The sequence below is a fragment of the Microbacterium sp. CIAB417 genome, from assembly GCF_022788845.1.
The window spans coordinates 92,865-119,259 of the sequence record NZ_JAHZUT010000012.1; the positions used below are offsets into that span (position 1 = coordinate 92,865).

At 70.2% G+C, this 26,395-nt stretch carries 24 protein-coding genes; 12 read left to right on the forward strand and 12 right to left on the reverse strand.

Features of this window, described 5'->3' with window-relative positions; all coding sequences use genetic code 11:
* Positions 1-339: 339 nt before the first annotated feature.
* The 9 genes from KYX17_RS29290 to KYX17_RS29330 are packed head-to-tail and all read right to left on the reverse strand — an operon-like array spanning position 340 to position 9,605.
* On the reverse strand, positions 340-1,107 hold the full coding sequence (locus KYX17_RS29290) for a sugar phosphate isomerase/epimerase (RefSeq protein ID WP_243232856.1): 768 nt from the start codon (positions 1,105-1,107) through the stop codon (positions 340-342).
* Positions 1,104-2,024, reverse strand: a complete 921-nt coding sequence (locus tag KYX17_RS29295) for a carbohydrate ABC transporter permease (RefSeq protein WP_243232857.1) — start codon at positions 2,022-2,024, stop codon at positions 1,104-1,106. The genes KYX17_RS29290 and KYX17_RS29295 overlap by 4 nt, the downstream gene beginning before the upstream one ends.
* Positions 2,021-3,007, reverse strand: a complete 987-nt coding sequence (locus KYX17_RS29300; protein WP_243232858.1) for a carbohydrate ABC transporter permease — start codon at positions 3,005-3,007, stop codon at positions 2,021-2,023. Before KYX17_RS29300 ends, KYX17_RS29295 begins: the two co-directional genes overlap by 4 nt.
* A 4-nt stretch (positions 3,008-3,011) precedes the next feature.
* Entirely contained in the window at positions 3,012-4,283 is a 1,272-nt protein-coding gene (locus tag KYX17_RS29305) for an ABC transporter substrate-binding protein (RefSeq protein WP_243232862.1), read from the reverse strand.
* Between the two features lie 34 nt (positions 4,284-4,317).
* Positions 4,318-5,172: a sugar phosphate isomerase/epimerase gene (locus tag KYX17_RS29310; protein ID WP_243232870.1), complete on the reverse strand. Its 855-nt coding sequence runs from the start codon at positions 5,170-5,172 to the stop codon at positions 4,318-4,320.
* 29 nt (positions 5,173-5,201) lie between these two features.
* Positions 5,202-6,440: a D-mannonate dehydratase ManD gene (gene manD / locus KYX17_RS29315; protein ID WP_243232871.1), complete on the reverse strand. Its 1,239-nt coding sequence runs from the start codon at positions 6,438-6,440 to the stop codon at positions 5,202-5,204.
* Positions 6,437-7,609 carry a mannitol dehydrogenase family protein gene (locus tag KYX17_RS29320; protein WP_243232872.1) on the reverse strand — a complete coding sequence of 391 codons (1,173 nt, stop codon included), beginning with the start codon at positions 7,607-7,609 and terminating at the stop codon, positions 6,437-6,439. Before KYX17_RS29320 ends, manD begins: the two co-directional genes overlap by 4 nt.
* Entirely contained in the window at positions 7,606-8,754 is a 1,149-nt protein-coding gene (locus tag KYX17_RS29325; RefSeq protein WP_243232873.1) for a Gfo/Idh/MocA family protein, read from the reverse strand. The genes KYX17_RS29320 and KYX17_RS29325 overlap by 4 nt, the downstream gene beginning before the upstream one ends.
* Positions 8,751-9,605 (reverse strand): sugar phosphate isomerase/epimerase, encoded by an 855-nt coding sequence (locus KYX17_RS29330; protein WP_243232874.1) that lies wholly within the window; start codon positions 9,603-9,605, stop codon positions 8,751-8,753. The genes KYX17_RS29325 and KYX17_RS29330 overlap by 4 nt, the downstream gene beginning before the upstream one ends.
* Before the next feature lie 119 nt (positions 9,606-9,724).
* On the opposite strand from KYX17_RS29330, the gene KYX17_RS29335 reads away from it, so the two are divergent.
* On the forward strand, positions 9,725-10,771 hold the full coding sequence (locus KYX17_RS29335) for a LacI family DNA-binding transcriptional regulator (RefSeq protein WP_243232875.1): 1,047 nt from the start codon (positions 9,725-9,727) through the stop codon (positions 10,769-10,771).
* The gene (gene uxaC / locus KYX17_RS29340) at positions 10,768-12,165 is read left to right on the forward strand and encodes a glucuronate isomerase (protein WP_243232883.1); all 1,398 of its coding nucleotides are present in this window, start codon (positions 10,768-10,770) and stop codon (positions 12,163-12,165) included. The genes KYX17_RS29335 and uxaC overlap by 4 nt, the downstream gene beginning before the upstream one ends.
* Positions 12,166-12,507: 342 nt before the next feature.
* On the opposite strand, the gene KYX17_RS29345 is transcribed toward uxaC, so the two are convergent.
* Positions 12,508-13,398: a nucleoside hydrolase gene (locus KYX17_RS29345; protein WP_243232885.1), complete on the reverse strand. Its 891-nt coding sequence runs from the start codon at positions 13,396-13,398 to the stop codon at positions 12,508-12,510.
* Positions 13,399-13,410: 12 nt separating this feature from the next.
* Positions 13,411-14,148, reverse strand: a complete 738-nt coding sequence (locus KYX17_RS29350; protein WP_243232887.1) for a FadR/GntR family transcriptional regulator — start codon at positions 14,146-14,148, stop codon at positions 13,411-13,413.
* Positions 14,149-14,226: 78 nt separating this feature from the next.
* On the opposite strand from KYX17_RS29350, the gene KYX17_RS29355 reads away from it, so the two are divergent.
* From KYX17_RS29355 to KYX17_RS29395, 9 genes are all read left to right on the forward strand, one after another.
* Positions 14,227-15,096 carry an SMP-30/gluconolactonase/LRE family protein gene (locus KYX17_RS29355; RefSeq protein ID WP_243232889.1) on the forward strand — a complete coding sequence of 290 codons (870 nt, stop codon included), beginning with the start codon at positions 14,227-14,229 and terminating at the stop codon, positions 15,094-15,096.
* A gap of 184 nt (positions 15,097-15,280) precedes the next feature.
* Positions 15,281-16,573, forward strand: coding sequence for an MFS transporter (locus tag KYX17_RS29360; RefSeq protein ID WP_249224444.1), 1,293 nt, complete (start codon positions 15,281-15,283; stop codon positions 16,571-16,573).
* Complete coding sequence (locus KYX17_RS29365; RefSeq protein ID WP_243232893.1) at positions 16,570-18,303, forward strand: dihydroxyacetone kinase family protein; 1,734 nt, start codon at positions 16,570-16,572, stop codon at positions 18,301-18,303. The genes KYX17_RS29360 and KYX17_RS29365 overlap by 4 nt, the downstream gene beginning before the upstream one ends.
* The gene (locus KYX17_RS29370) at positions 18,300-18,770 is read left to right on the forward strand and encodes a ribose-5-phosphate isomerase (protein ID WP_243232895.1); all 471 of its coding nucleotides are present in this window, start codon (positions 18,300-18,302) and stop codon (positions 18,768-18,770) included. The genes KYX17_RS29365 and KYX17_RS29370 overlap by 4 nt, the downstream gene beginning before the upstream one ends.
* On the forward strand, positions 18,770-19,534 hold the full coding sequence (locus KYX17_RS29375) for a triose-phosphate isomerase family protein (protein WP_243232897.1): 765 nt from the start codon (positions 18,770-18,772) through the stop codon (positions 19,532-19,534). The genes KYX17_RS29370 and KYX17_RS29375 overlap by 1 nt, the downstream gene beginning before the upstream one ends.
* Positions 19,531-20,325 (forward strand): sugar phosphate isomerase/epimerase, encoded by a 795-nt coding sequence (locus KYX17_RS29380; protein WP_243232899.1) that lies wholly within the window; start codon positions 19,531-19,533, stop codon positions 20,323-20,325. Before KYX17_RS29375 ends, KYX17_RS29380 begins: the two co-directional genes overlap by 4 nt.
* The gene (locus KYX17_RS29385) at positions 20,322-21,170 is read left to right on the forward strand and encodes a phosphogluconate dehydrogenase C-terminal domain-containing protein (RefSeq protein WP_243232900.1); all 849 of its coding nucleotides are present in this window, start codon (positions 20,322-20,324) and stop codon (positions 21,168-21,170) included. The genes KYX17_RS29380 and KYX17_RS29385 overlap by 4 nt, the downstream gene beginning before the upstream one ends.
* 1 nt (position 21,171) lies before the next feature.
* Entirely contained in the window at positions 21,172-21,927 is a 756-nt protein-coding gene (locus KYX17_RS29390) for an SDR family NAD(P)-dependent oxidoreductase (RefSeq protein WP_243232901.1), read from the forward strand.
* A 48-nt stretch (positions 21,928-21,975) separates the two neighbouring features.
* The gene (locus KYX17_RS29395; RefSeq protein WP_243232902.1) at positions 21,976-23,064 is read left to right on the forward strand and encodes a LacI family DNA-binding transcriptional regulator; all 1,089 of its coding nucleotides are present in this window, start codon (positions 21,976-21,978) and stop codon (positions 23,062-23,064) included.
* A gap of 117 nt (positions 23,065-23,181) precedes the next feature.
* Here KYX17_RS29395 and KYX17_RS29400 read toward each other — a convergent pair whose 3' ends face one another.
* Positions 23,182-24,423, reverse strand: a complete 1,242-nt coding sequence (locus KYX17_RS29400) for a D-arabinono-1,4-lactone oxidase (RefSeq protein ID WP_243232903.1) — start codon at positions 24,421-24,423, stop codon at positions 23,182-23,184.
* A 71-nt stretch (positions 24,424-24,494) separates the two neighbouring features.
* On the opposite strand from KYX17_RS29400, the gene KYX17_RS29405 reads away from it, so the two are divergent.
* Positions 24,495-26,237 (forward strand): hypothetical protein, encoded by a 1,743-nt coding sequence (locus KYX17_RS29405; RefSeq protein WP_243232904.1) that lies wholly within the window; start codon positions 24,495-24,497, stop codon positions 26,235-26,237.
* Positions 26,238-26,395: the final 158 nt, after the last annotated feature.

Genomic DNA, 26,395 nt, shown 5'->3' on the forward strand with positions numbered 1-26,395 from the left:
GGGAGCGAGAACGCACGCATCACAGCGCGCCCTCCCTCGCTCGTTGAGCGACGAGCGCAGCGAGGAGTCGAAACGCCGCAACCGCCATGCGGCACCAACCCCGTTTCGACTCGCGGAGACCTGCACTGAGCGAGCGAAGCGAGTCGAAGTGTCGCTCAACGAACGGAGGGAGCGAGAACGCACGCATCACAGCGCGCCCTCCCTCGCTCGTTGAGCGACGAGCGCAGCGAGGAGTCGAAACGCGGCAACCGCCATGCGGCATCAATCCCGTTTCGACTCGCGGAGACCTGCACTGAGCGAGCGAAGCGAGTCGAAGTGTCGCTCAACGAACGGAGGGAGCTACGGCAGCGCGCGCAACGCCGCGACCGAGGCCGTGATCTCGGTCTCGAGGTCGTCGCCCCAGTTGCACTCCAGCGAGACAGGACCGTCGAAGCCGGCATCCCTCAGCGTCGCCACGAACTCGCGCCACTGACCGTCACCCGAGCCCAGCCAGAGCCGGCCGGCGTCGGCGATGTGCGCGTGGCCGATCCGGTCGATGTGGGCCGTGACCGTGTCCAGCGGCTCGCCCTCCTGCTCGATGTGGAACAGGTCGGCCACCACCGGGACGCCGTCGATGCCGTGCGCGTCCAGGAAGGCCACGGCCTCGCCGATCGTGTGGATCAGGTTCGTCTCGCCCTGGTGCAGCGGCTCGAGCATGACCCGCAGATCGTGCTGGGCGGCGGCATCCCGGGCGATCACGAGCGATTCGGCGAAGCGCGCCTCGGCGGCGGCGCGATCGGCACCCTCCGGGATGCGCCGCGCGGCACCCGATCCGAACACGATCTTCGCTCCCGGCTCGGCGACCTGCGCGAGCACGGGGAACACCCCGGCGAAGTACGACCGCACCCGGTCGAGATCGAACTCCGGGTCGGCGACCCGCACGTCCCCCGGAAGCAGGATCGCGAAGGACGGATACCGCTCGCCCGCGAACTCCGGGTTGAGGCTCGGCGTTCCGTCCTCGTCGAAGAGGATGACGTTGCCGACGATGGTCGGTTCGACGTAGTCCGCTCCGGCGCGCTGTGCGACGAGGCCGTTGGCCCGCGGGCCGATCAGTCCGACAGTGGTCACTTGAGACTCCCTGAGACGAGGTCGAGGCGCCAGTAGCGCTGGAGCACCAGCACGAACGCGATGACCGGGATGATGGCGACCGCCGCACCGGCGATCGCGAGGGTGTAGAGGATGGGCTCGCTGCCGCCGCGGTTCAGCATCATGTACATCGACACCGTGATCGGGAACAGATCCGAATCCGTGAGCATGATGTACGGCAGCAGGAAGTTGTTCCACGCGCCGATGAACTGCAGCAGGAAGATGGTCACGAGTCCCGGCAGCAGCATCGGCAGCCCGATCGAGCGGAACGTCCGCCACTCGCTGGATCCGTCGACGCGGGCGGCCTCGAGCAGCTCGACCGGCACCGAGGCGCGGGCGAACACGTACGCCAGGTAGATGCCGAACGGCGTGATCATCGTGGGGATCAGCACCGACCAGTAGGTGTTGGCGAGCCCGATCTGCGCGAACAGCAGATACTGCGGGATCGCGAGCGTGATGGTCGGCAGCAGGACGCCGCCGAGCAGCCCGATCATGATGGCGTGCTTGCCGCGGAACTCGTACATCGCCAGCGCGTAGCCCGCTCCAGCCGAGAACAGGGTCGAGGCCAGCGCGCCGACGATGCTGTAGAAGAAGCTGTTGCCGAGCCACTTCGCGAACCCGCCGTTCTCGTACGTGAACAGCGCCACGATGTTGTCCCACAGCGCCGTGCCGAAGCTGAACGCCGGGGTCGTGAACAGCTCCGCCGACGACTTCGTGGCGGAGAACAGCACCCACACCACGGGGAGCAGGAAGTACACCGCCGACAGCAGCAGCACGGTCGTCGGCAGGATCGCCGCGATCGGCACGCCCCGTCGTCGAGTGCCGGCCGGCCGGTCGTACGCGGGTGGACGGGAGTCGGAGGATGCGGCGCGCTTCTCGCGCGCGGACAGCAGGGTCATCGGTCGCCCTTCCGTGTGGCCAGGCGCCGTCCCGCCAGCACGAGCAGGGACAGCAGGACCGTCCCGAGCGCCAGGAGGATGGATGCCGCGGCGGCGGAGTTGAGATCGTCGTGCGCGAACGCGTCGCGGTACACGCGCATGAGCGGGAAGAACGTCGAGTCGATCGCGTTCGTGAGCGTCGAGAGCATCGCGGGCTCGCTGTAGATCTGCAGCGCGCCGATCACGGAGAAGAGGCCCGTGACGACCGTGGCCGGCACGACGTGGGGCAGCTTGATGTACCAGGCGATGCGCCCCTCGCCGCAGCCGTCGATGCGCGCGGCGTCGATCTGCGAGCGATCGAGCGACTGCAGTGCGGTGTAGATGATCACCGTGTTGAACCCGATGCCGCCCCACAGGACGACGTTGACGATGCCGACGTAGATCCAGTCTCCGCTGAGCAGGTTCGGCAGCTGCACGCCGAACGTGCTCGCCAGCTGGTAGACCGGGCTGATGTCGGGGACGTACAGGAACCCCCACATCAATGCCGCGATCACGCTCGGCACGCCGTACGGCAGGAAGATCGACGTCCGGCTGAACGCCTTGGCCTTGGCGCGCGGCAGGTCCAGCAGCAGCGCCAGCAGGATCGAGGTGCCCATGAGCAGCGGCACCATGATCACGGCGTAGATGCCCAGATGTCCGAGGCTCGTCCAGAACGTCGGGTCCTCGAGCACCGTCGCGTAGTTCGACAGCCCGACGAACGTCTCCTCACGCGGGCCGAAGGCACCGCTCGAGGACGCTCCGCGTCCGCGGACGCTCAGCCAGCCCGAGTAGAAGATCGGGATCACGAACACGACGGCGAACATGATCAGCGCCGGCGCCATGAGGGCGTAGGCGAAGCCGGTGTGCCGGTGAAGATGCGGTCGGCGCGCCTTGCGGGGCGGGAGGACGACGGCGCGCGTCGCCTCCCCGCCCGCAGGCTTGCCCTCCTGGAGGAGTGCGGTCATGACGTCAGTCCAGATCGCCCTCGACGGTGGTCTGCACCGTGGGGAGGACATCGGCCCAGGCGCCCGACTCGATCGCGGCACCCAGGGCGTCGTTCAGCGCCGTGAACGCGACCTGCGTGTTGGGTCCCCACTGCACGGACAGCAGGCCCGATGCGGACTCGGCGGCGGTCGGCCAGTACGTGTCGTCCTCGGGGATCAGCTCCGGCGCGGGCCGGTCGATCTCCTGACCGTGCAGGGCGGCGGTGAATTTGTTGATCCCGACGAGCCCCTCAGCGCCCTCGTCCGAGGCGTTCAGCCAGGTGAGGAACTCGACCGACTCCTCGTAGTGCTCGCTGTCCGCGAGGACGATGTTCGCGGATCCGCCCCGGGCGAAGGTCTTCAATTCCCCGGCATCCCACTGCGGGATCTGGGCGGCGGCCCAGAGTCCCACCGTGTCCGGATACTGGTTCAGCAGCGGACCGGGCGCCCAGGCGCCGGCGATCTGCCCGAGGATCTTCCCCGACGCCGTCGCCTCGTTGAACTCCGGGCTGCCGGTCGGGTAGGTGCTGACGAGGTCGTCCTCGACGAGCCCCTGCCAGTACTCCAGCACCTCGGCGCTGGCCTCGTCGTCGATGTCGACCTTCCACTCGCCGTCGGCGAAGTCCCACCACTGCGCGCCGTTCTGCAGGGAGAGTCCCATGAAGAGGTCGGCGTCGAGGGAGCTGAAGTTGGCGAGGTAGTGGTCGCCTGGGAGGGAGCGCACCTGCTCGGCGAGCGCGCGGAAGTCGTCCCAGGTCTGGGCCGGCTCGATGCCGAGCTGGCCGAAGAGGTCGGTGCGGTACATGAACAGGGCGGGCCCGAGGTCCTGCGGGATGCCGAAGATCGTGTCGTCGAACGTGACGGTGTCCAGCGTGGTCTCGGAGTACGCCTCCTCGAGATCACCGCGCACCGACTCGACGTCGGCCACGACGCCCGCCGAGACGTACGTCGGCATCTGGGTGTACTCGGCCTGCGCCATGTCGGGCCCTTCGCCCGCGCGGACGGCGGAGAGCACCTTGACGGGGAAGTCGGCTCCGCCGGCGGGGGCGGAGATCTTCACCTGGATGTCCGGGTTCTGCTCGTTCCATTCCGCAACGCGCTTGTCGACGTTCGAGCCCCAGGCCCAGAACTCGAGCGTGACGGGTCCGCCGTCCCCGCTCGATCCCGAGTCTCCCGAGTCTCCGGATGCGCAGCCCGCGAGCGCGAGTCCTGCGACGGCGATTCCCGCGAGTGCGGTGAGAGTCCTGCGATGTGCCATGTGATCCTCCTTGATACGTGGTGATGCGGGTGTTTCAGAAGAGCTCGGCGAAGCCGAGCCGGGTGAGATTGCGGTGCGAGATCTCGAGCGCCTCCCATACCGTGCGCCCGTAGAGCTCGTCCTGCTCGACGAGCAGGTATTCGGCTCCGGAGCGGATGCCGGCGTCGATGATCCCGGGCCAGTCGAGGTTGCCTTCGCCCACTTCGGCGAACTGGACGAGGCCGTTCCACGCCGCGCCCCAGGCCGCGTGATCGCCGCTCTCGAATGCGTCGATCGCCGCGGCGTCCGGCAGCGCGATGCGGTAGTCCTTCAGATGCACCATGCGGACCCGGCCCGCGTACTGCTCGATGACCCTGGCGGGGTCCAGTCCGCCGCGGGCGATCCAGTGCGCGTCGAGCTCGATGCCGACGTGCGGCGAGTTCTCGGCGATGATCTCCAGCAGGTAGCGCCCGTCGACCTTCGCGAACTCGACATGGTGGTTGTGGTAGTACAGCGCGATGCCCTCGTCGCTCAGACGTTCGGCTGCGGCATCCGCCCGCCGGCAGAAGTCGAGCACGGCCTCGGTCGAGCGCAGCGCCGGGATCGGCAGCATCCCGATCCGGACGAGGTCCGCTCCGAGCGCCCGGCAGTCCGCCACGATCTTGTCGAAGTCGTCCTCCAGCGAGTCGTTGATGCCGCCCGCCGTGAGCGCGGCCGACAGGGCGCAGTACTCGACGCCCCGTTCCTCCCGGGCGCGACGCAGCTCTGCGACCGTCTCACCCGTCAGCGGGATCTGCGACAGCTCCGCGACGCGATACCCGATGTCCGTCGCCCGTCGGAACGTCTCGAACGCCCCGAGTTCTGCGACGGCGTTCTTCAGCATCATCGCCTGGATGCCGATCCGTGCCATGCTCGTGTCTTCCTCTCGTCGTGCGGTGCTCACCAGTCGTGGACGGTGCCGTCCGCCAACCGGTTGTACGGCAGGTAGGCCTGCTCGTAGGGGTACTTGCCCGCCTCGTCGACGTCGAGCTCGACGCCGAGGCCGGGGGCGTCGCCGGGGTGCAGCATCCCGTCCTGCCAGGTGAAGGACTGCCGGAACACGGCATCCGTCTTCGCGCCGTGGCGCATGTACTCCTGGATGCCGAAGTTGTGGATGCTCAGTCCGAGGTGCATCGCCGCGGCCATGCCCACCGGCGAGATGTCGGTCGGGCCGTGCATCCCGGATCGGATCTGGTACTGCGCGGCGTACTCGAGCGTCTTGCGCAGCGCGCTGATCCCGCCCATGTGCGTGACCGCGCCGCGCACGTAGTCGATGAGCTGCTCGCGGATGAGGTCCTTGAAGTCCCACACGGTGTTGAAGATCTCGCCGATCGCGAGCGGCGTGGTGGTGTGCTGGCGCACCAGGCGCAGCGCCTCCTGGTTCTCGGCCGGTGTGCAGTCCTCGAGCCAGAACAGGTCGTACGGCTCGAGGTCCTTGCCGAGTCTCGCGGCCTGGATCGGCGTCATCCGGTGATGCCCGTCGTGCAGGAGCGGGATCTCGGGCCCGAACTCGTTCCGGACCGCCTCGAACACCCCGGGAAGGTGACGCAGGTACGCCCGGGTGTCCCAGTCCTCCTCGACCGGTCGCGCGCCGCGGCGGGCCGGCTCGTGGTCGTAGCGCGCCTCACCGCCGAACGTGTCGGCCGACTGCGACGCGATGCCGTAGATAGCCTTGAGGCCTGGTACGCCGGTCTGGATGCGGATGGCCTTGTACCCCTGCTCCAGATGGGAGCGCACGGAGTCGAACAGCTCGGGGAGCTCCTTGCCGGAGGCGTGCCCGTAGGCGAGCAGGCCGGTACGAGAGGCGCCGCCGAGCAGCTGGTACACGGGCATGCCCGCGGCCTTGCCCTTGATGTCCCAGAGGGCCATGTCGACGGCCGCGATCGCCGCCATCGTCACGGGGCCGCGGCGCCAGTACGCCGAGCGGTACAGGAACTGCCAGGTGTCCTCGATGCGGTGCGCGTCGCGGCCGATCAGAAGAGGGACCACGTGCTCGGTGAGGTACGCGACGACCGCGAGCTCGCGCCCGTTGAGCGTGGCATCCCCGAGACCGGTCAGGCCGTCGTCCGTCGTGAGCTTCAACGTCACGAAGTTCCGGTCGGGGCTCGTGACGATCACCTCGGCCCTGTCGATGATCATGCGTGCACTCCCTTCAGTTCTGCGGTCGCGCCGATCAGCTCGGCGCGCACGACCTCGTCCAGCTCGAAACGGCGCATGACGGCGTCCGTGTCGAGACCCTCCAGTGCCGCCCAGGCGGCGAGCGCGCGGATCTCGCCGCGCCCCGCGTCCAGATGCCGCGCGAGGCGGGCGCGGATGACCGGGATCACGCGCAGGCGCAGCTTGAGCTCGGCATCCGTCGCGATCTGTCGCAGGGCGTGACGGATGCGCGCGTTCTCGAACCTCGCGACGATGGCGGCGCGGTGCTGGGTGAGCGAGGTCTCGTCGAACGGCAGCACCGCCCCGGCGTCCTCCCACAGTTCGTCCACGGCCTCGCGGCAGACCACGTCCGTCATCGCCTCGGCGACCGTGGTGTGGCCGCGCAGCTGCCCGAGCCCGGCCAACAGGGTGTGGCCCGCGTTCAGCAGCCAGAGCTTGCGGCGCTCGTAGGGCGCGATGTCGTCGACGAACTCCGCGCCGGCCAGCTCCCATGCCGGCCTTCCGGCCGGGAAATCGCCGGACAGGACCCAGGACGCCTCGGGTTCGGTGACGATCGCGCAGGGATCGTCACTCACCGTGATCGGCAGCGCATCGGCCACGGCCGGAGTGATCCGGTCGACCACCGAGGACACGAAAGAGACCTCGGCGTCGATCCACGGCACGAGCCCGGCGTCCGCCGCCCCGCGTACGAGCTCGCCGAGCAGGATGCCGTTGCGGTCGATGTTGTCGCAGGCGACGATCGCGATGGGGCCGGCGCCCGCGTCTCGACGCGCGCGCAGACCGTCGACGATCCGGGCGATCGCCGCGCCGTCGGCTCGATAGCCCGCCTCGGTGATCGTGACGGTGAGCACGGCGACCGTCGTCATCGCGGCGCGCCAGGCCTCGGCGTCCGCACCGTCGTGGGCGGCCACGATCGAGGAGATGCGCTCGACCGCGTCCGCCTGCGGGCCTCGCACCACGAGGTCGTACCGGCAGTCCTGAGCGGACAGCGCGAGCGCGGCATCCGGCCGTCGTCCGGTGAAGGCTGCGATCCCCCACTGCTCGCCGCCTGCACGGTTCACGATCTCCGTGTACCAGGCCTGGTGCGCACGATGGAACGCCCCGAGGCCCAGGTGGGCGATCCGGACGGGCGCGCGGTCGGGGACGGTCATACCGCGGGGACCTCGATGCTCGGCACTTCCAGGACGAGGTCGTCGTACTCGCCGGCGATCACGTCATCGATCAGGACCTTCCGGCCGAGGACCGCCGAGACGTACACCGCGCGGACCGCGGCGAGTGCCAGCAGTGCGGCGTCCACCGTCAGCAGCGGCTCGCGGTGCTCGTCGATCGCAGCGAGCAGGTCGTCGTATTGACGGATGTGGCCGTCGACGAACTGGGTGGCGTCGACCTCCGAGGCAGAACCGGCCGCATAGCGATCGGCCTGGTTGCCCGATCCCTGCAGCCCCATGTCGGCGCCGTCGCCCTCCTTGATGTGGATGTACTCCAGGGCGTCGCGGGAGATGACCGCCGAGCCCTCGGACCCCATCACCTGGAGCCGGACTCCGAGTCCGGGATAGGCAGCGGTCGTGGCGTGGAGCACGGCGAGCGCCCCGCTGTCGAAGGTCACGGTCGCGACGGCGGTGTCCTCGACCTCGACGCCCTCGTGGGCGAGCAGCGCGATCTCGGCCGAGACCGAGACGGGGCGCCCGAGGAACCACAGCAGCAGATCCACGGTGTGGACGCCCTGGTTCATGAGCGCGCCTCCGCCGTCCAGCGCCCACGTGCCGCGCCAGTCGCCCGAGTCGTAGTAGGCCTGCGAGCGCCACCACGGCACGGTCGCCACACCCGAGGTGACCCGGCCGAAGCTCCCCGCGGCGATCGCCTCGTGCACGATCCGGCTGGACGGGTCGAAGCGGTGCTGGCTGATGACACTGCATACCTGGCCGCGGGCGGCCGCTGCGTCCGCCGCCGCGGCCAGCCGGCGTGCACGGACGAGGTCGACGTCGAGCGGCTTCTCGATGAGGACGTGCGCCCCGGCCTCGAGCGCGGCGACGGCCTGCTCGACGTGCAGCCCGGAGGGGGTCGCGACGACGACGAGCTGCGGCGCTCCGGCGGCGACGAGGTCCTGGACGGTGGAGAAGACCGCAGGACGGGAGCCGGTGCGCTCCTCGACGACGGCGGCCAGGGCGTCAGCGCGATCACGGCTGACGTCGACGAGCGCCGTCAGCGTGAGACGATCGGCGAGCTGCAGGACGGCGTCGACATGCGTGCGTCCGATGACGCCGCAGCCGATGATGGCGGTGGACAGGGTACTCATGCGAGGGTCACTCCAGCGTTGTCGGTGAGGGTGCGGAAGGCCCGGGCCGCGCGGCCGTAGCCGTGCGGACCCGTGAAACCGCCCAGGGAGGTCTGATCTGTGAGGTGGGGTTCGAGGGAGGCGAAACCCGTGAAGCCGCGATCGCGCAGGCCGGCGACCGTCTCGGCGAGCTCGCCGTCGCCGTCGCCGGCGGGGACCACGTCGCCGGTGTCGAACCGGGCGTCCTTGACCTGCAGGTACTCGACGTAGGGAGCGAGGAGCGCGAAGGCCTCGGTGAACGGCCGCACTCCCACCTGCACGAAGTTCGCGTTGTCCCACGCCAGGCGCAGCGCGGGCGAGCCGACCGTGCGGACGATGTCGAGCACGCGCTCGGGGGTGTCGCCGTAGATGTGCTTCTCGTTCTCGTGCAGCAGAGTCACACCGGCGGCCTGCGCGCGCTGAGCGAACAGGGCGATGCGGCTCATGACCTCCTCGCGCATCTGCTCGACCGGTTCGCCCTCGGGCTGCCAGAAGGAGAAGATCCGGATGTAGCGAGAGCCGAGCACGTCGGCGGCGCGCAGCGCCCGGTCCAGGCGCGCGAGCTCCTCCTCCACGGGAGCAGTGAGGTCGCTCTTGCCGATCGGCGAAGCGATCGCCGAGACGCCGAGACCGTTCTCCCGGATGATGCCGGCCAGCTCGGCGAGACGCTCGTCGTCGAGATCGACGATGTTGATCCCCCACGCCGAGCGCACCTCGATGTGCTGCGCTCCGAGCGCCAGCAGCACCGCGCACTGGATGCGCGGATCGGGGTCGACTTCGTCTCCGAAGCCTGAGAGATCCCAGGCGGGAGAAGGGGCGTGGGCAGGCGACATCGCATTCCTTTGCTGGCTCGGCTCGTTCCGATGCTGACCACCGTAACCATACGGCAACTGTTTGACAAGCGTTTGCCACAAGGTTGCCATTCCGTGATGCGAATAGATATGCTCGCCGCATGACCGACACCGACGCAGCTGCCGGACCGGCCGGCACGACCGGCCGCGCCGCCACGATCACGGACGTCGCGCGTCTCGCCGGCGTCGCGGCCTCCACGGTGTCCCGCGCGCTGAGCAACCCCGCCCGCGTGAATGCGGTCACCAGGCAGCGCATCGAGGAGGCGGCCGCTGAGCTCGCCTACGTTCCGAGCTCGCAGGCGCGCTCGCTGGCATCCGGCCGGACCGGCACGGTCGCCCTGCTCGTCCCCGACATCGCGAACCCGTTCTACTTCGACCTGATCCGCGGAGCCCAGCGCCAGTTGCGTGCCGCGGGCTACACGCAGCTGCTCGTCGACACCGAGGAGTCCCGCGAGATCGAAGCCGACACGCTGGAGGTCATGCGCAAGTCCGCCGACGGTGTGATCCTGGCCGCCTCGCGTCTCGACGAGGACCAGCTCGTCGCCGCGGCGGCCCGGCAGCCGCTCGTCACCGTCAACCGCGACCTGCCCGACGTGCCGAGCGTGCTCATCGACACACCCACCGGCGTCCGCCTGGCACTCACGCACCTGCATTCGCTCGGCCACCGGCGGATCGCCTACGTGGCGGGACCGGCGGGCTCGTGGTCGAGCGCACGCCGCTGGGAGGCGCTGCAGGAAGCCGCGGCCGATCTCGACGTCGAGCTCACCTTCCTCGGGCCGTGGGCCCCGAACGCCGCGGCCGGGTCCACGGCGGCGGACAGCGTCGCGTCGCGCGACGTCACGGCCTGCATCGTGTTCAACGACCTGCTGGCGATCGGCATGCTGAAGAGGCTGTCCCAGCGCGGCATCCGCGTCCCCGAGGACCTGTCGATCGTCGGCACCGACGACATCTTCGGGTCGGACTTCTGCCATCCGCCGCTCACGACGGTCTCGGCGCCGATCGAGGAGGCCGGCCGCGTCGCCGTCACCATGCTGCTGAGCCGTCTGTCGCAGAGCGGCACGCCGCGACTGCGCACCCTTCTGCCCACCTACCTGCGCACCCGCGAGAGCAGCGGCCCCGCGCCCGCGACCGAGAAGGACACCCCGTGAGACTCGCCCCCTCCCCCGATCGTCTGCTTCCCGCGGATCCCGCGACGCGCGCCCTCGCCCGCACCCTGTACGAGAGCGTGCGCGAGGCGCCGATCCTGTCGCCGCACGGTCACGTCGAGGCCGCGCTCCTGCGCGACGACCAGGCGTTCACGGACCCGGCCGATCTGCTCATCGTCCCCGATCACTACGTGCTGCGTCTGCTGCACGCCCACGGGCTCGACCTCGACGAACTGGGCCGCGGATCGTCACAGATCGAACCGCGCGAGATCTGGCGCCGTTTCGCGACGCACTGGCACGTGTTCGCCGGAACGCCCGTCCGTGCCTGGTTCGAGGACACCCTGCATTCCGTGATCGGACTCGACGAGCATCCGTCCGCGGCGAACGCCGACGCCCAGTTCGATGCGATCGCCGCCTGGATCGCGGAGGACGGGTCCCGCCCCCGCGCCCTGTTCGACCGATTCGACATCGAAGTGCTGGCCACGACCGACGACCCCGCCGCCCCGCTCGACGCGCACGCGGCGCTGCGGGAGGACACGTCCTTCACCGGGCGCGTCGTGCCGACGTTCCGACCCGACCGCTTCTTCGACCCGTCCGCGGCCGGCTGGCGCGGCGCCCTCGACGAGCTTCATGCCGTCAGCGGCATCGACACCGGGACGGCCGCCGGCCTCATCCGGGCTCTGGAGGATCGGCGGGCGCACTTCCGATCCCTAGGAGCGACGGCGACCGACTCGGGCGTCGTGGATGCCTGGGCCACACGGCTGTCCGCCGGTGAGCTGGAACGCATCCACCGCGCGGGCCTGACCGGCGAGGCGACGGACGCGGACGCAGCCGCCTATCGCCGCCACATGCTCTGGGAGATGGCGCGCATGTCCAGCGAGGACGGCCTGGTGATGCAGCTGCATCCCGGCGTGCTGCGCGGCCACCACCGCCCCACCACCGAGCGCTTCGGTCCGGACACGGGCCACGACCTGCCGCTGTTCTCCCGGTACACCGAGCCGCTGCGCGAGCTGCTCGGGGACTTCGGCACGAACGAGACGTTCCGGCTCGTGCTGTTCACCGTGGACGAGACCTCGTTCACGCGGGAGATCGCGCCGCTCGCCGGCTTCTACCCCTCGGTCTTCGCCGGGGCGCCGTGGTGGTTCCTCGACAGCCCCGACGGCATCCGGCGCTTCCGGGAAGGCGTCACCGACTCCGCAGGGTTCTACAAGACGAGCGGCTTCATCGACGACACCCGTGCCTACCTGTCGATCCCCGCTCGGCACGACGTCTCGCGGCGCGTGGATGCCGGGTGGCTGGCGACTCTCGTCGTCACCGGGCGCCTGGGCGAGGAGGAGGCGCACACGATCGCTCACGACCTCGTCGACACGATTCCGCGGAGCGTGTTCCGCCTCTAGCCTTCCCCGCCCCTTTCCCGGCTCGTTGAGCGAGGACGGCGAAGCCGACCGAGTCGAAACGCAGCAACCGTCGCAGGGCATCAACCCCGTTCGACTCGCGGAGACCTGCACTGAGCGAGCGAAGCGAGTCGAAGTGTCGCTCAACGAACGAGGAGGGCGAAACGCGGATCCGCCTTCCCGCTCGTTGAGCGAGGACGGCGAAGCCGACCGAGTCGAAACGCAGCAACCGTCGCACGGCATCAACCCGTTTCGACTCGCTCCGCTCGCTCAACGAACGAAGGGTGCGACGAGCGAGGACGGCGAAGCCGACCGAGTCGAAACCCATGCACGATGTGTCTCAACTCAGCGGGCGTGACGGGCGATCTTGTGGAACATGTCCTCCAGGAGAAACCGCACGTCGATGCTCTCCACCACCAGGAGCTCGCCGTCCGAGCGACCCTGTTCGTAGTGCCCGTCGGCGGCGAAGCGCACGCGCGGCTGCCGGCGCAGCGCCGCGCACGACGGCTCCAGCATGAGCGCGATCGCCGGAGAGTCCCCGAGCGAGCGCGACTCGATCGCGCGCCGATGGTGCGCGGAGTTGAAGTCGACGACCTGCTGAGCGAGGTAGCGTCCGAGCTCGCCGTGCGGCTCGACCCGTGCCTCGAGTTCGGCGTATCCGACGTTGACCTGCTTGTAGATGTTCGACGGCACCTGCCAGATGCGGATGCCGGAGTCGAGCACGACGTTCGCCGAGGGGATGTCGTTCTTGAGGTTGAACTCCGGCCAGGACCCGTCCGACACGATGTCGCCGTACGGCGGGCCGCCGATCCAGATCACGGTCGTGTCGGTGTCGGCGATGTCGGGCGCGAGCAGCAGAGCGGAAGCCATGTCGGTCAGGGGCCCGAGGAACGCGATGTGCAGCGGCCCGGCGTCGGCCCGCCGTGCCTCCTCGATGATGAGTCGCGCCCCGGGGCTGTCGACGGGCGTGCGCTCATCGGGCAGCGCGTGCGGTGCCCCGTCGGCGGTCGGCACCGCGTGATCGAGGGACAGCAGGCGGAGCAGCAGCTCGAGCTCGTCGCGGGACTCGGCGAGGGACGACGTCGTGCGATGCGTGCCGAAATGCGCCGGAATGATGCCGCGGATGTCGAGAGTGGGAGACAGCAGCGCGTGCACGAGCGCGAACTGGTCGTCCGCCTCGTTCTTCACATCCGAGTCGATGATGACGCGGCGCGTCCGGTGATCGTCGTTGATCATCACTCTTCCTCGTCAGCTGGTGGGTTCGGCGAGCAGGCGGCTGGTCGCCGTGGCCATATGCACGGCCATGGCGGATGCTGCGGCATCCCCGTCGCCGGCCTTCACCCCGGCGAGCACGGCCTCGTGCTCGGCAGTCGCCCGCTCGGCGTGCGTGCGATCGTGCACGGCGCGGTCGGCGTACACCTGCAGGAGCGAGCGGATCACGTGCAGGTGGTCGGTGAGCGTCGCGTTGCCCGCGGCCTCGGCGAGCGCGTGGTGGAAGTCGAGGTCGGCCTTCGCGAACGCCCCGAGATCGTCGATCGTCTCGCGCATGCGGGCGACGTCCTTCTCGAGCCGCTTCAGGATCGCCGCATCCGCGCGCGCGGCCGCAAGCCGGGCGACGAAGATCTCCAGGCCCTCGCGCAGTTCGAGCAGCTGGGCGGTGTTGCGCTCTCCGATCAGCAGCCCCCATCGCAGGGTCTGCGGCAGCAGCTCGCTGGCCGCCCCGCGCAGGTAGGTGCCGGATCCCGGGCGCACGTCGACGATGCCCAGGATCTCGAGCGCGGCCAGCGCCTCGCGGACCGCGGACCGTCCGACGCCGAGGGCCGTGGCGAGCTGGCGCTCCGGCGGAAGCCGCGTCCCCGGTGCGATCGACCCGCCGGTGAACAGATCGAGCAGCCGCCGGGCGACCTCCGACACCGGGGTGCCGGACGGCAGAACTCCCAGCGCGGCGGCGATGTCGTCGACGGGGTCTCCGGGAAAGGCGGGCATGGCAGTAACCTACCGGGCAGGCGCGCGATTCGGCATCATTTTGGTCAACCGGTTAGGCGCGACGAAGGAAGGAACGCCATGACCACCGCGCTCATCCGTGCGGGCATCCTGCCGTCCGATGCGTCGCTCGAGCGGGTTCACACCGGTTCGATCTGGGCGGAGGGTCCGCTGTGGATCCCCGACCGCGGACGCCTGCGGTTCAGCGACATCCCGAACGACTGCATCCGCGAGTACGACCCCGTGGGCGGCGAGACCTCCGTCTATGCACAGGGCGTCGAGTTCACGAACGGGCGCACGCGGGACCGGGACGGCAGCGTGCTGCAGTGCTCGCACGGCCGGCGGCGCGTCGAGCGCGATCGGGACGGCATCGTCGAGAACGTCGTCGACTCCTACGCCGGCGTCCGACTGAACTCGCCGAACGACATCGTCGTCGCCGGCGACGGGTCGATCTGGTTCACGGATCCGGCGTACGGCATCACGCAACCCCGCGAAGGGCACCCGGGCGAGAGGGAGTACGGCGACCACTTCGTCTTCCGCCACGACCCCGCGACGGGACGCACGTCGCCCGTCATCACCGACATCGAGCAGCCGAACGGACTCGCCTTCTCCCGCGACGGCTCCTTGCTGTACGTGGCGGACTCGTCGGAGCGGCGGGACATCCGGGTGTACGACGTGCAGGAGGGCGCGCGCTGCAAGAACGGGCGACTGTTCGCCGTCCTGGACGCCGCGGACGGCATCCCCGACGGCATCCGGGTCGACGAGGAGGACCGGATCTGGTCCTCGAGCGGCACGGGTGTGATCGTGTTCGCGCCCGACGGCACGGAGATCGGGAGGATCCCGGTGCCCGAGATCACGGCCAACCTGTGCTTCGGGGGCCCGGACGGCCGCGACCTCTACATCACGGCGACGACGAGCCTGTACCGGATCCGGACGCGCACGCACGGCTGACGCCCGGGCAGCCTCGGCGACGTGGGCTTGCAATTGGTCAACCGGTTTGCCAAAATGACTCGAGCATCACAGCGCATCACCGTCGATCCCAGGAGTCATCGTGGACAGCACCCAGACCGAGAACCCGGTCGCGAAATCCGCCATCCGAAAAGTGGCCGTACGCCTCGTGCCCTTCGTGGCGTTGATGTTCTTCATCAACTACCTCGATCGCACGGCCATCGGCTTCGCCGCCCCGAACGGCATGAACGAGGATCTGGCGCTGAGCGCCGCTCAGTTCGGCTTCGCGTCTGGCGTGTTCTTCATCGGCTACATCATCCTCGAGGTGCCCTCGAACATCGCCCTGCACAAGTTCGGCGCACGGCGCTGGCTCGCCCGCATCATGGTGAGCTGGGGCATCGTCGCACTCCTGTTCACCTGGGTGCAGAACTTCGAGCAGCTCGTCGTGCTGCGCTTCCTCCTCGGCGTCGCCGAGGCCGGCTTCTTCCCCGGGGCGATCCTCTTCCTCAGCCTCTGGGTGCCCGCGCAGTACCGCGGCCGCATCCTCATGCTCTTCTACCTGGCCCAGCCGCTGACCACCGTCATCGGCGCTCCCCTGGCCGGCGCCCTCATCCAGCAGCACGGCGTCTTCTTCGGCCTCGAGGGATGGCGCTTCATGTTCATGGGCGTCGCGATCCCGGCCATCGTGGTCGGCGTCATCGCGTGGTTCTACCTCAAGGACAAGCCCGCCGACGCGAAGTGGCTCACCACCGAGGAGCAGGTCTGGCTGACCGACGCGCTCGAGTCCGAGCGCAAGACGACCGAGGCGAAGGAGAAGCACGTCTCCGTGCGGTTCGCCTTCGGCAGCGGCCGCGTCTGGATGCTGTCCTTCATCTACTTCGGCTTCATCTACGGCCTGTACGCGCTGGCGTTCTTCCTGCCGACCATCATCGAGGGCTTCCAGGCGCAGTCCGGCGTCACCTACGACGTGTTCCAGAAGGGCCTGATCACCGCGATCCCGTACCTGCCGGCCGCCATCGTCATGTACTTCTGGTCGCGGGATGCCGGAAAGCGCGGACTGAAGACCTGGCACATCGCGGCACCCGCGATCGCCGGCGCGATCTCGATCCCCGTGGCGCTGTTCGCCGGATCCCCGGCCGCCACGATGGCCGTCATCACCGTCACAGCCTGCGCGATCTTCGCCGCGCTGCCGAACTTCTGGACGCTGCCCACCCAGTTCCTGACCGGCGTGGCCGCGGCCGCGGGCGTCGCGCTCATCAACACGATCGGAAACCTCGCCGGCTTCAGCGCGCCCTACATCACCGGCGCCGTGCACGACTGGACCGGCGGCTACGAGGTCCCGATGTTCATCGTCGGCGGCTTCATGCTCATCTCGGCCGTCCTGATGATCGTGCTCGCCCGCCGGGGACGCGATCGCGCGGCATCCGACACGTCCGGCAGCACGGATGCCGAGGCCACGGCTTCGGAGACTCCTCGATGACGCGTCTGTGGAACGACCCGGCGGACTTCGCCGACGAGATGATCGACGGCTTCGTCGCCGCGAACGCCCGCTCCGTGCGGCGCGTTCCCGGCGGCGTGGTCCGCTCGACCGTCGTGCCCGAGGGACAGGTCGCGGTGGTCATCGGCGGCGGTTCCGGCCACTACCCCGCGTTCGGCGGGATGGTCGGGCAGGGACTGGCGCACGGCGCGGCGATGGGGAACCTGTTCGCCTCGCCGTCCACCCAGCAGATCCACGCGGTCGCGAAGGCCGCGGACCGCGGAGCCGGGGTGTTCTTCTCATACGGCAACTACGCCGGAGACGTGCTGAACTTCGACGCCGCGCAGGAGCGTCTGCACGCCGAGGGCATCGAGGCCGCCACGGTCACGGTCACGGATGACATCTCCAGCGCGGCTCCTGCCGAGAAGCACAAGCGCCGCGGCATCGCCGGCGACCTCACGGTCTTCCGCTCGGCCGCCGCGGCCGCGGAGCGCGGCGACGACCTGGCGGGCGTCACGGCGGTCGCGGTCAAGGCCAACGAGCGCACCCGCTCCTTCGGCGTCGCGTTCACGGGATGCACACTCCCCGGCGCCCCCGAGCCGCTGTTCACGGTGCCGGCCGGCCGGATGGCGGTCGGACTCGGCATCCACGGCGAACCCGGCATCGACGAGACCGGCATCCCGACGGCGGACGAGCTCGCCGCCCTGCTGGTCGGCAGGCTCCTGGCCGAGGTGCCGGATGGCGTCGATGTCGCCGGCGCCCGCGTCATCCCGATCCTCAACGGGCTCGGCTCGCTCAAGTACGAGGAGATGTTCGTCGTCTACCGGCGCATCGCCCAGCTGCTCGAAGAGGCCGGCGTCGAGATCGTCGACCCGCACGTCGGCGAGTACTGCACCTCGTTCGACATGGCCGGCACCTCCCTCACGCTGTTCTGGCTGGACGACGAGCTCGCCGAGCTGTGGGAGACACCGGTGGACGCCCCCGCCTACCGGCGCGGGTCCGTCGCGGTGGCCGCTCAGGCGGAGGCCGCCGACATCGACACGACCGAAGACCCCATCGTTCCGGGCGACGCCGACTCCCAGGCCGTCGCACAGACCGTCCGCGCGGCGCTTCAGACGATCGCGGACACGGTCGACGCCAACGTCGAGGAGCTCGGCCGCATCGACGCCATCGCCGGCGACGGCGATCACGGCATCGGCATGCAGCGCGGTTCGCACGCTGCTCTGGCGGCCGGCATCCGCGCCGCCGACGCCGGGGCCGGCGCCCGCACGACGCTCGCCCGCGCGGCCGATGCCTGGGCCGACAAGGCCGGCGGGACGTCCGGAGCGCTGTGGGGCGTCATCCTGAACGCGGTCGCTCTCCGCCTCGGCGACGAGGGCCGCCCGGACGCGCAAGCCGTGGCGTCGGGCATCGCGGACGGCGCCCGAGGCGTGCAGGCGCATGGCAAGGCCGAGGTCGGCGACAAGACGCTCGTCGACGCGCTCGTGCCGTTCTCGAGCGAGCTGACCACGGCCGCCGACGGCGGAGCGGGGCTGCCCGACGCGTGGACCGCTGCCGCGGCGGCTGCGACCCGGGCCGCCGACGCGACCGCCGACCTGCTCCCTCGCATGGGCCGCGCCCGGACGCACGGAGAGCACGCGATCGGCACCCCCGACCCGGGCGCGATCTCCCTCGCGCTCATCGCCACCCGCATCGGCGAGCTGCTCGCCTCCGGAAAGGACACCGCATCATGACCGAACCCCTCCGTCTCGTCATCGGCTGCGACGACGCCGGCTTCGACTACAAGGAGATCCTCAAGAAGGACCTCGAGGAGAACCCGGGCGTCGCGGCCGTCGTCGACGTGGGCGTGGACGCCGACGGCCACACCGCCTACCCGCGCATCGCGATCGAGGCCGCCGAGCGCGTCGCCCGCGGAGAGGCCGACCGCGCGCTGCTGATCTGCGGGACCGGTCTCGGTGTCGCGATCGCCGCGAACAAGGTCGCCGGCATCCGCGCCGTCACCGCTCACGACTCGTTCTCCGTCGAGCGCGCCGTGCTGTCCAACAACGCGCAGATCCTGTGCATGGGCCAGCGCGTCGTCGGCATCGAGCTCGCGCGCCGCAACGTCCGGGAGTGGCTGACCTACCGGTTCGACGCGACCAGCGCGTCCGCCGAGAAGGTCGCGGTCATCGACGAGTACGAGACCACCGGAAGCTGCTGATGCCGAAGAGCGTCGTCGGAGTGAGCCTGAAGATGTACTTCGGGCACGAGCGCGCGCGCGACTGGTTCGCCCGGGTCGCCGAACGCGTCCGCACGCACGAGGGCGTCGCCTCCGGTGACGTCGAGTTCTTCGTCACCCCGACCTTCCTGCAGATCGCTCCGGCCGTGGCGGCGTTCGCCGGCACTCCGGTGCGGATCGGCGGTCAGGACGTGGCCGCCGAGGCCTCCGGCGCGTTCACGGGGGAGGTCTCGGCGTCCGAGCTGGCCGAGGTGGGCGCCTCGATCGCCGAGATCGGTCACGCTGAGCGCCGCCGCCTGTACGGCGAGACGGACGAGATCGTCGCCGCCAAGACGCGGCGGGCTCTCGAGGCCGGCCTCACTCCCCTGCTCTGCATCGGCGAGGCCGAGCAGCAGGACCCTCGGGATGCCGCAGCCGTCGCGGTCGCGCAGTTGCGCGCCTCGCTCGAGAGCGCACCCGAGGGGCGGGTCATCGTCGCCTACGAACCCGTGTGGGCGATCGGGGCGCCGGAGCCCGCCGGTGAGGACCACGTCCGCGTCGTCGCGTCCGCGCTGCGCGCGGCCCTGGAGGCGGATGCCGCGCGCAGCGGTTCCTCCGTCATCTACGGTGGTGCGGCGGGCCCGGGTGTCCTGACCGCTCTCGGCGATGCCGTCGACGGCGTGTTCCTCGGGCGCTTCGCGCACGACCCCGAAGCGCTGGTCGCCGTACTGGACGAGGCCGCGCGCCGACAGGAGGCCGTCCGATGATCGGCCTGGGCACCTACGCCTACTTCTGGCAGCACTCCGACCGCGTCGAGGAGCCGCTGAGCCTCGTCGGCGCCCTGGAGGACACCCGCGCCCAGGACGTCAGTCTGTTCCAGATCTGCGACTACGCACCCCTGGACGCCATGACGGACGCCGAACTGAGCGACGCCGCGCGCGCCGCGCGCGAGCTCGGTATCACGATCGAGCTGGGCACCAAGGGCATCGTCCCCGAGCACCTCTCGCGCTACCTCCGCATCGCGGAGATCTTCGAGGCGCGCCTCATCCGCAGCATGCTCTACGGCCCCGACTCGCGCCCGAGTCTCGCTGAGGCGCAGGTGTGGCTGCGCAGCACCATCCGGGACTTCGAGTCCGCCGGAGTGACCCTCGCGCTGGAGACGTACGAGCAGGTGCCCACCGCGGACCTCGTCGGCGTGATCGACCGCGTCGGCAGCGCGCAGCTGGGGATCTGTCTGGATCCCGCCAACGTCGTCGCCCAGCTGGAGAACCCGAAGGCGTGCGTCGAGCAGACCGCCGCGCTCACGAAGAACGTTCATGTCAAGGACTTCGCCTTCGCACGCCAGCCGGGCTGGGTGGGGTTCACCTACTCCGGCGCGGCGATGGGATCCGGGCTGCACGACTACGCGCATCTGCTCGCGACGGTTCGCCCGCGCGAGCGCGGAATCAACGAGATCGTCGAGCACTGGCTGCCGTGGCAGGACGACGCACAGACCACCATCCGAACCGAGCGGGAATGGACCCGCCTCACCCTGGAACACCTGAGGAGCACATCATGAGCCACAAGATCGCCGTCATCGGAGCGGGCGGGAAGATGGGCATGCGCGTGTCCAACAACCTCGTGAAGACCGACCACACCGTCTGGTACGTGGAGAACTCGCCGGCCGGGCAGCAGCGCACGATCGACGCCGGCCGCGAGCTGACCGAGGCATCCGTCGCGGTCGCCGACGCCGACATCGTCGTGCTCGCGGTTCCCGACCTCGCCCTCGGCCCCGTGACCGCCGACCTGGTGCCGCAGCTCAAGGCCGGTGCCATCGTGCTGACCCTCGACCCCGCAGCGGCCTACGCGGGCCTGCTGACCACGCGCGAGGACGTCATCCAGGCCGTCGCGCACCCGTGCCACCCGTCGATCTTCCTGCAGCGCGAGACGCCCGAGCAGTGGGCGGACACGTTCGGCGGCATCGCGGCTCCGCAGGACGCCATCGCCGCGGTCGAGAGCGACGACCCTGAGAAGAAGGCCATCGTCGAGGAGACCGTCCGCGCCATCTACGCCCCCGTCATCGACGTGCACTGGGTGACGATCAAGCAGCTCGCGCAGCTCGAGCCGACGCTCGTCGAGACCGTCGCGTGCATGATCGGCGACCTCCTCAACGAGGCTCTCCAGGAGACCGTCAACACGATGGGCGTGCCGGAGGCGGCGGCCCGAAGCATCCTGTACGGCCACACGCAGGTGGCGCTCGCCAACGGCCTGCGCGGTGACAACCCGTTCTCCGACGCGTGCCTGATCGCAATGGACTACGGCCGCGAGAGCATCATCAAGGAGGACTGGAAGAAGATCTTCCGCGATGACGAGCTCGACAAGAACCTGGCCCGCATGCTCCACCTCGACCACATCGAGCGCTGACATGGGTCAGCTCGAGGGCAAGACCGCACTCGTCACCGGCGCGGCGCTGGGGATCGGCCTCGCCGTCGCCACGCGCTTCGTCCGTGAGGGCGCGCGCGTGATCCTCGCGGACCGCAACGGCGACGGCGCGGCCGACGCCGCGGCCGCCCTGGGCGCGAATGCGCGCGCCGTGACGATGGACATCTCGGATGAGGATGCCGTCGCCGCCGGGTTCGCCACGGTCGGGGCCGACGGCTGGGCTCCGGACGTCGTGGTCGCGAACGCGGGCGTGCAGCTGTTCGGGCAGGATGCTCAGGCGGCCGACCTCGACCTCGACGTGTGGCGCAGGACGGTCGACATCAACCTGACCGGCACGTTCCTCACGGTCAAGCACGCCGTGCGCTCGATGCTGCCGCGCGGCGGCGGATCGATCATCCTGACCGGGAGCCCCACGGGCGTGAACGGCGAGGGCAAGGACTTCACGGCCTACAGCACGACGAAGGCGGGCATCCATGGCCTCGGCCGCACGGTGGCCGCCGCCTACGCCGATCGCGGCATCCGGGTGAACACCGTCCAGCCGGCCTACACGGAGACGCCGCTGGTCGCCGCGATCAGCGAGGACCCCGAGTCGCGGGCGGCGATCATCAGCCGCATCCCGATCGGCCGCGCGGGAACGCCGGACGACGTCGCCGGGATCATGGTGTACCTCGCCAGCGACGACGGCGCGTTCGCCACGGGCGCGGTCTTCCAAGTCGACGGGGGCATGACCTCCCTCTGACCGCCGTCCAACCGGTGATCCGCGGCACCTGCACTCCCGTACCATGGCGTGAAAACGCATACCGTGGGAGTGCAGGTGCTGGATCCGAAGGCGACGAAGCGGGCGAATCCGAACATCAACGCGGTCGCCCGCGAGGCGGGGGTCTCGGTCGGAACCGTCTCGAACGCGCTGAACAACCCGGAGCGACTCGCCGCCGACACGCTGCAGCGCGTGCAGGACGCCATCGAGCGCCTCGGCTACATCCGCAGTTCGGCGGGGCGCACGCTGATCCGCAACAGCTCCGAGGGACTGGGGCTCATCGCGCCGGACCTCGTGAACATCCTCTTCGTCGAGATCGCGCGCGGCGCCCAGCTCACGGCGTCGGCGCGGGGGCAGTACCTGATGATGGCGAACAGCCTCTTCAACGCGCACGAGCTGGCGGCGGGGACGGCGCAGCACGACCTGCAGGACGAGTTCCTCGAGCACTTCGCCGAGGCGCGCACCGGCGGGGTGCTGGTCGCCTCCATGCGCGACCCGAGTGCCGGGATCGCCCGCATCCGCAACCACGTGCGACCGATCGTCGTGATCAACTACGACGTCCCGGATGCCGACTGGTGCACCGTCCTCATGGACAACGAGCAGGTCGGCACCGCCGCGATCGAGCACATCGCGTCCCTCGGCATCCGGCGGGCGTACTTCCTGTCGATCCCCGACATCGTCCAGCCCGTCGTCGAGCGCCGTCGGGGGCTGCGCGCCGCGGCGGCCGCCCTCAGCGTCTCCGTGACCGAGATCGAGGTGTCCGGGCTGATGGCGTCGGACGGCGCGGCGGCCCTGTCGGCGCTGCTTCCGGAGCTGGGCGGCGAGCGGGTCGCGATCCTGTGCGTGAACGACAAGACCGCCATCGGCGCGCTCCAGGTGCTGCGCGAACACCCGCGGCTCCGGATTCCCGAGGATGTCGCCGTCGTCGGCATGGACGGCGACCACCGCAACGACGGCAACGATTGGATGTCGCTGACCTCGATCGTGCTGCCGGGGTATCAGATGGGGGCCGAAGGCGTCCGTCTGCTGGACGCCGAGGCCCAGGCCGGTCACGCGCACGAACGCGTGGTGCTCCCGATCAGCATCCGCGTCGGAGCCAGTACGGTCCGGCCGTCGTGAACGGACCAGGCGCTTCGAACTCCTGCAGGTCGGATGCCGCGACCTGAACGCGCCGCGTGATCACGCGGATGCCGTCGGGTCGGGCGCCGGACGTGCCGGAGTTCGGAACGCTCCGGCTCAGCGCGTTTCGCGCAGCCCCACGCGCACGAGGTGCTCGTTCACGAAACGGCCGTCGGGGTCGAGGCGCTCGAAGACCGCCCTGGCGTCGGCGAGGCGCGGGACGACCCGCTCGATCTGCGCCCGCTCGAGCAGATGGCGCTTGCCCCAGTGCGGTCGGGCGCCGAACGGCGCCAGCGCCGGCTCGATGACCCGCAGCGCCTCGGTCACCTCATCCGGATGATTCTCCCACGTGAAGTGGATGATGAACGCGTCGCGCTCGTAGGCGCCGCTGAGCCAGAGGTCGTCCCGCGCCGCGGTGCGAAGCTCGGTCCAGATGAGGTGCTCGGCGAAGGGCGCGATGACGTCGCGGACAGCGCGCAGCGCCGCGACCGCGTCGGAGCGGTCGATGAAGTACTCGGACTGGATCTCGTCGCCGCGCGACGGCTCCGCGTCGGCGCGGAAGTGCGGCAGCCGCTCGTACCAGGGACCGGCTTCGCCGATGAGCGTGACATTGTCGCCCAGGCCCAGCGGCTCGAGCGTCGTGGAGAGCCGGCCGCCGAGAAGCTCCGCGGGGACGGATGCCGCGGCATCCGTCGCGCGTCGCTTGACCCAGACCCAGCCGAGGTCCTCGCCCCAGCGGGTGAAGACCGACACGCTGTCGCCGGCGGACGTGACGGCGTCGATGTCGCCGAGGAGCGTGTCCCAGCTGACTCCGGCGTACAGATCCTGGCGGACGAGATAGGTGGGTTGGATGTCGAGGGTGAGCTCGGTCAGGATGCCGAAGGCACCGACGCCGACGGCGACGGCTGCGAAGTCGGGGTCGCCGCGCCGGATCTCGTGGACGTCGCCCGCCGCATCCAGGAAGCGCACGCCCGCGATCGCGCTCGAGAGCACGCCGTTGCCGTCGCCGGAGCCGTGGGTTCCGGTCGAGGTGGCACCGCCCACGCTGATGTGGGGCAGCGAGCCGGTGTTGTGCAGCGCCCAGCCGGCTTCGTGCAGCTGGCGGGCGAGCACTCCGTACCGGGTTCCGGCGGTGATGCGGACGGTGCGGCTCTCGGCGTCGATGACCGCCGGCGCGTCGAAGCCGGACATCTCGATGAGAGTGCCGGAGGTGTCGGGGAGGTCCGTGAACGAGTGGCGAGTGCCGAGGGCGTGGACCGGGCCGGATCCGGCGAGGGCGGCGCGCAGCTCCTCCTCGGTGGAGACGGCGATGCGCCGCGGCGCCCGGTACTCGTACGTGCCTGCCCAGTTGCCCGCCATCACGGTCCTTCCCGATGAATTCGTCCTCGTCGAGACTATCGGCGAATTGGTCAACCGGTTACAGTCGGAGAGTGGTGTCGACGACGAACTCGTGGTGGCGGACGGATGCGATGGTGTGGGGCGCTCACGGCTGGAGCATCGAACTGCGCGGCGACGAGCTCGCCGAGATCCGGTACGACGGCCGGATGCTCCTGCGGGCGGTGCGCGCGGCCGTGCGCGACCGCGGTTGGCTGACCGTGCCCGTACGGGTGCTCTCGACCGACGCGGAGTCGGAGGCGCTGACGCTGCAGCTGCGACATGAGGGGCTCGGCGCACGGATCGACTCGACTCTTCGGGTGCACGCGCTGGCCGGCGAGCTCACGATCTCGTGGGAGGCGCTGAACGCCGAGGTCTTCCACACCTGCCGGACCGGGCTCGTGGTGCTGCACCCCGCGTCGGATGCGGGCAGGCCGGTGGATGTCGGGCATGCGGACGGGTCGGTGGAGCGCTCGGCGTTTCCCCGGAGCATCCGACCGCACCAGCCGATCATGGACATCCGCGCGCTGCGCGTGGACGATCTCTTCGAGGTGGAGTTCGCGGGCGACGTGTTCGAGATGGAGGATCAGCGCAACTGGACGGATGCCTCCTTCAAGACGTACAGCCGGCCGCTGGGCCTGCCCTACCCGTACCTTCTGGATGCCGGCGAGCGCGTCGAGCAGTCCCTCACGCTCCGCCTCCTCGGCTCTGCCGCGGAGGCGGCGGAATCCGACAGTGCCCTTCCCGAGGTGGTCACGCTGTCGGAGGGCGGCGTGTTCCCCGAGGTCGGGGTCGAGGCGTCGACCTCCCCGGACCCCGTGCCGCCCTCCGACGCCGGTGCCTTCCGGGTCGTCGAGCTGAACCTGACCACGCCGAACTGGTCAGCGGCCCTCGATCGCGCGGCCGCCGACCGCGTCCCCCTCGACGTGCGGCTGGTGACGGACGGCGAGGAGCGCACGCTCCTCGATGCGGTGCGCGCTCTCGCAGATGTCGCAGAGCATCCCGGGGTCGCGCGCCTCACGGCCTTCGACGCGGCCGAGCACGTGAGCGACGCGGGGACCGTCGCGGCTCTGCGCGCGGCACTGTCGGCCGCGGGGCTCTCCGTGCCGGTGCTGGCGGGGGCCCGTTCGCACTTCACCGAGCTCAATCGCGAGCAGGCGCGCATCGCGCGGGACGTGGACGGCGTGGTCGTGAACACGACACCGCTGTTCCACACGCTCGACACCGAGCAGCTGCTCGAGGCCGTGGCGATGCAGCGACTGGTCGCGGAGCAGTCGGTCGCGATCGCAGACGGGCTGCCGGTGCACATCGGCCCCGTGTCGTTGCGTCCGCGGTTCAACAACGTGGCGACGACGGCCGAGCCGGCGCCGACGCGGGCGGATCTGTCCGAGGGATACGGGGCCGAGTTCACCGGCGCTTCGGATGCTCGGCAGACCGCCCCCGAGCTCGGTGCGTGGGTGATCGCCAGTGCCGCGGCCCTCGCCGTGTCGGGGGTCGCGTCCGTGTCGTGGTTCGAGACCTGGGGGCCGCGAGGGTTGAAGTCGACTGCCGGGCGGACAGCCGCAGCGGAAGCTGTCGACGCCCTGATCGCCCTGCGGGGCGGGCAGCTGCTCACCGGCGCGAGTCCGGACGGTCTGATCTGGGCGATCGGGTCGCGGACGGATACCGGAGACACGGTTCTGGTCGCCAACCTGGACCGCGTCGCACGGCGGGTCATGGTTCCCGGCGTCGGCGAACTCTCGATCGATGCCGGGGAGTGGGTGCGCGTCTCGACCGGCGATCGCTCGGCCGCCCGCTGACCCACCCTCCGCTCGTTGAGCGAGCGGAGCGAGTCGAAACGAAGCCCGCGACAAGAGGCGTTTCGACTCGGTCGGCTGACACCGGCCTCGCTCAACGAACGGGGAAGGGAAGCCCCGCGGCGCGGACGCCCCTCCACGCCGTTCGTTGAGCGAGCGCA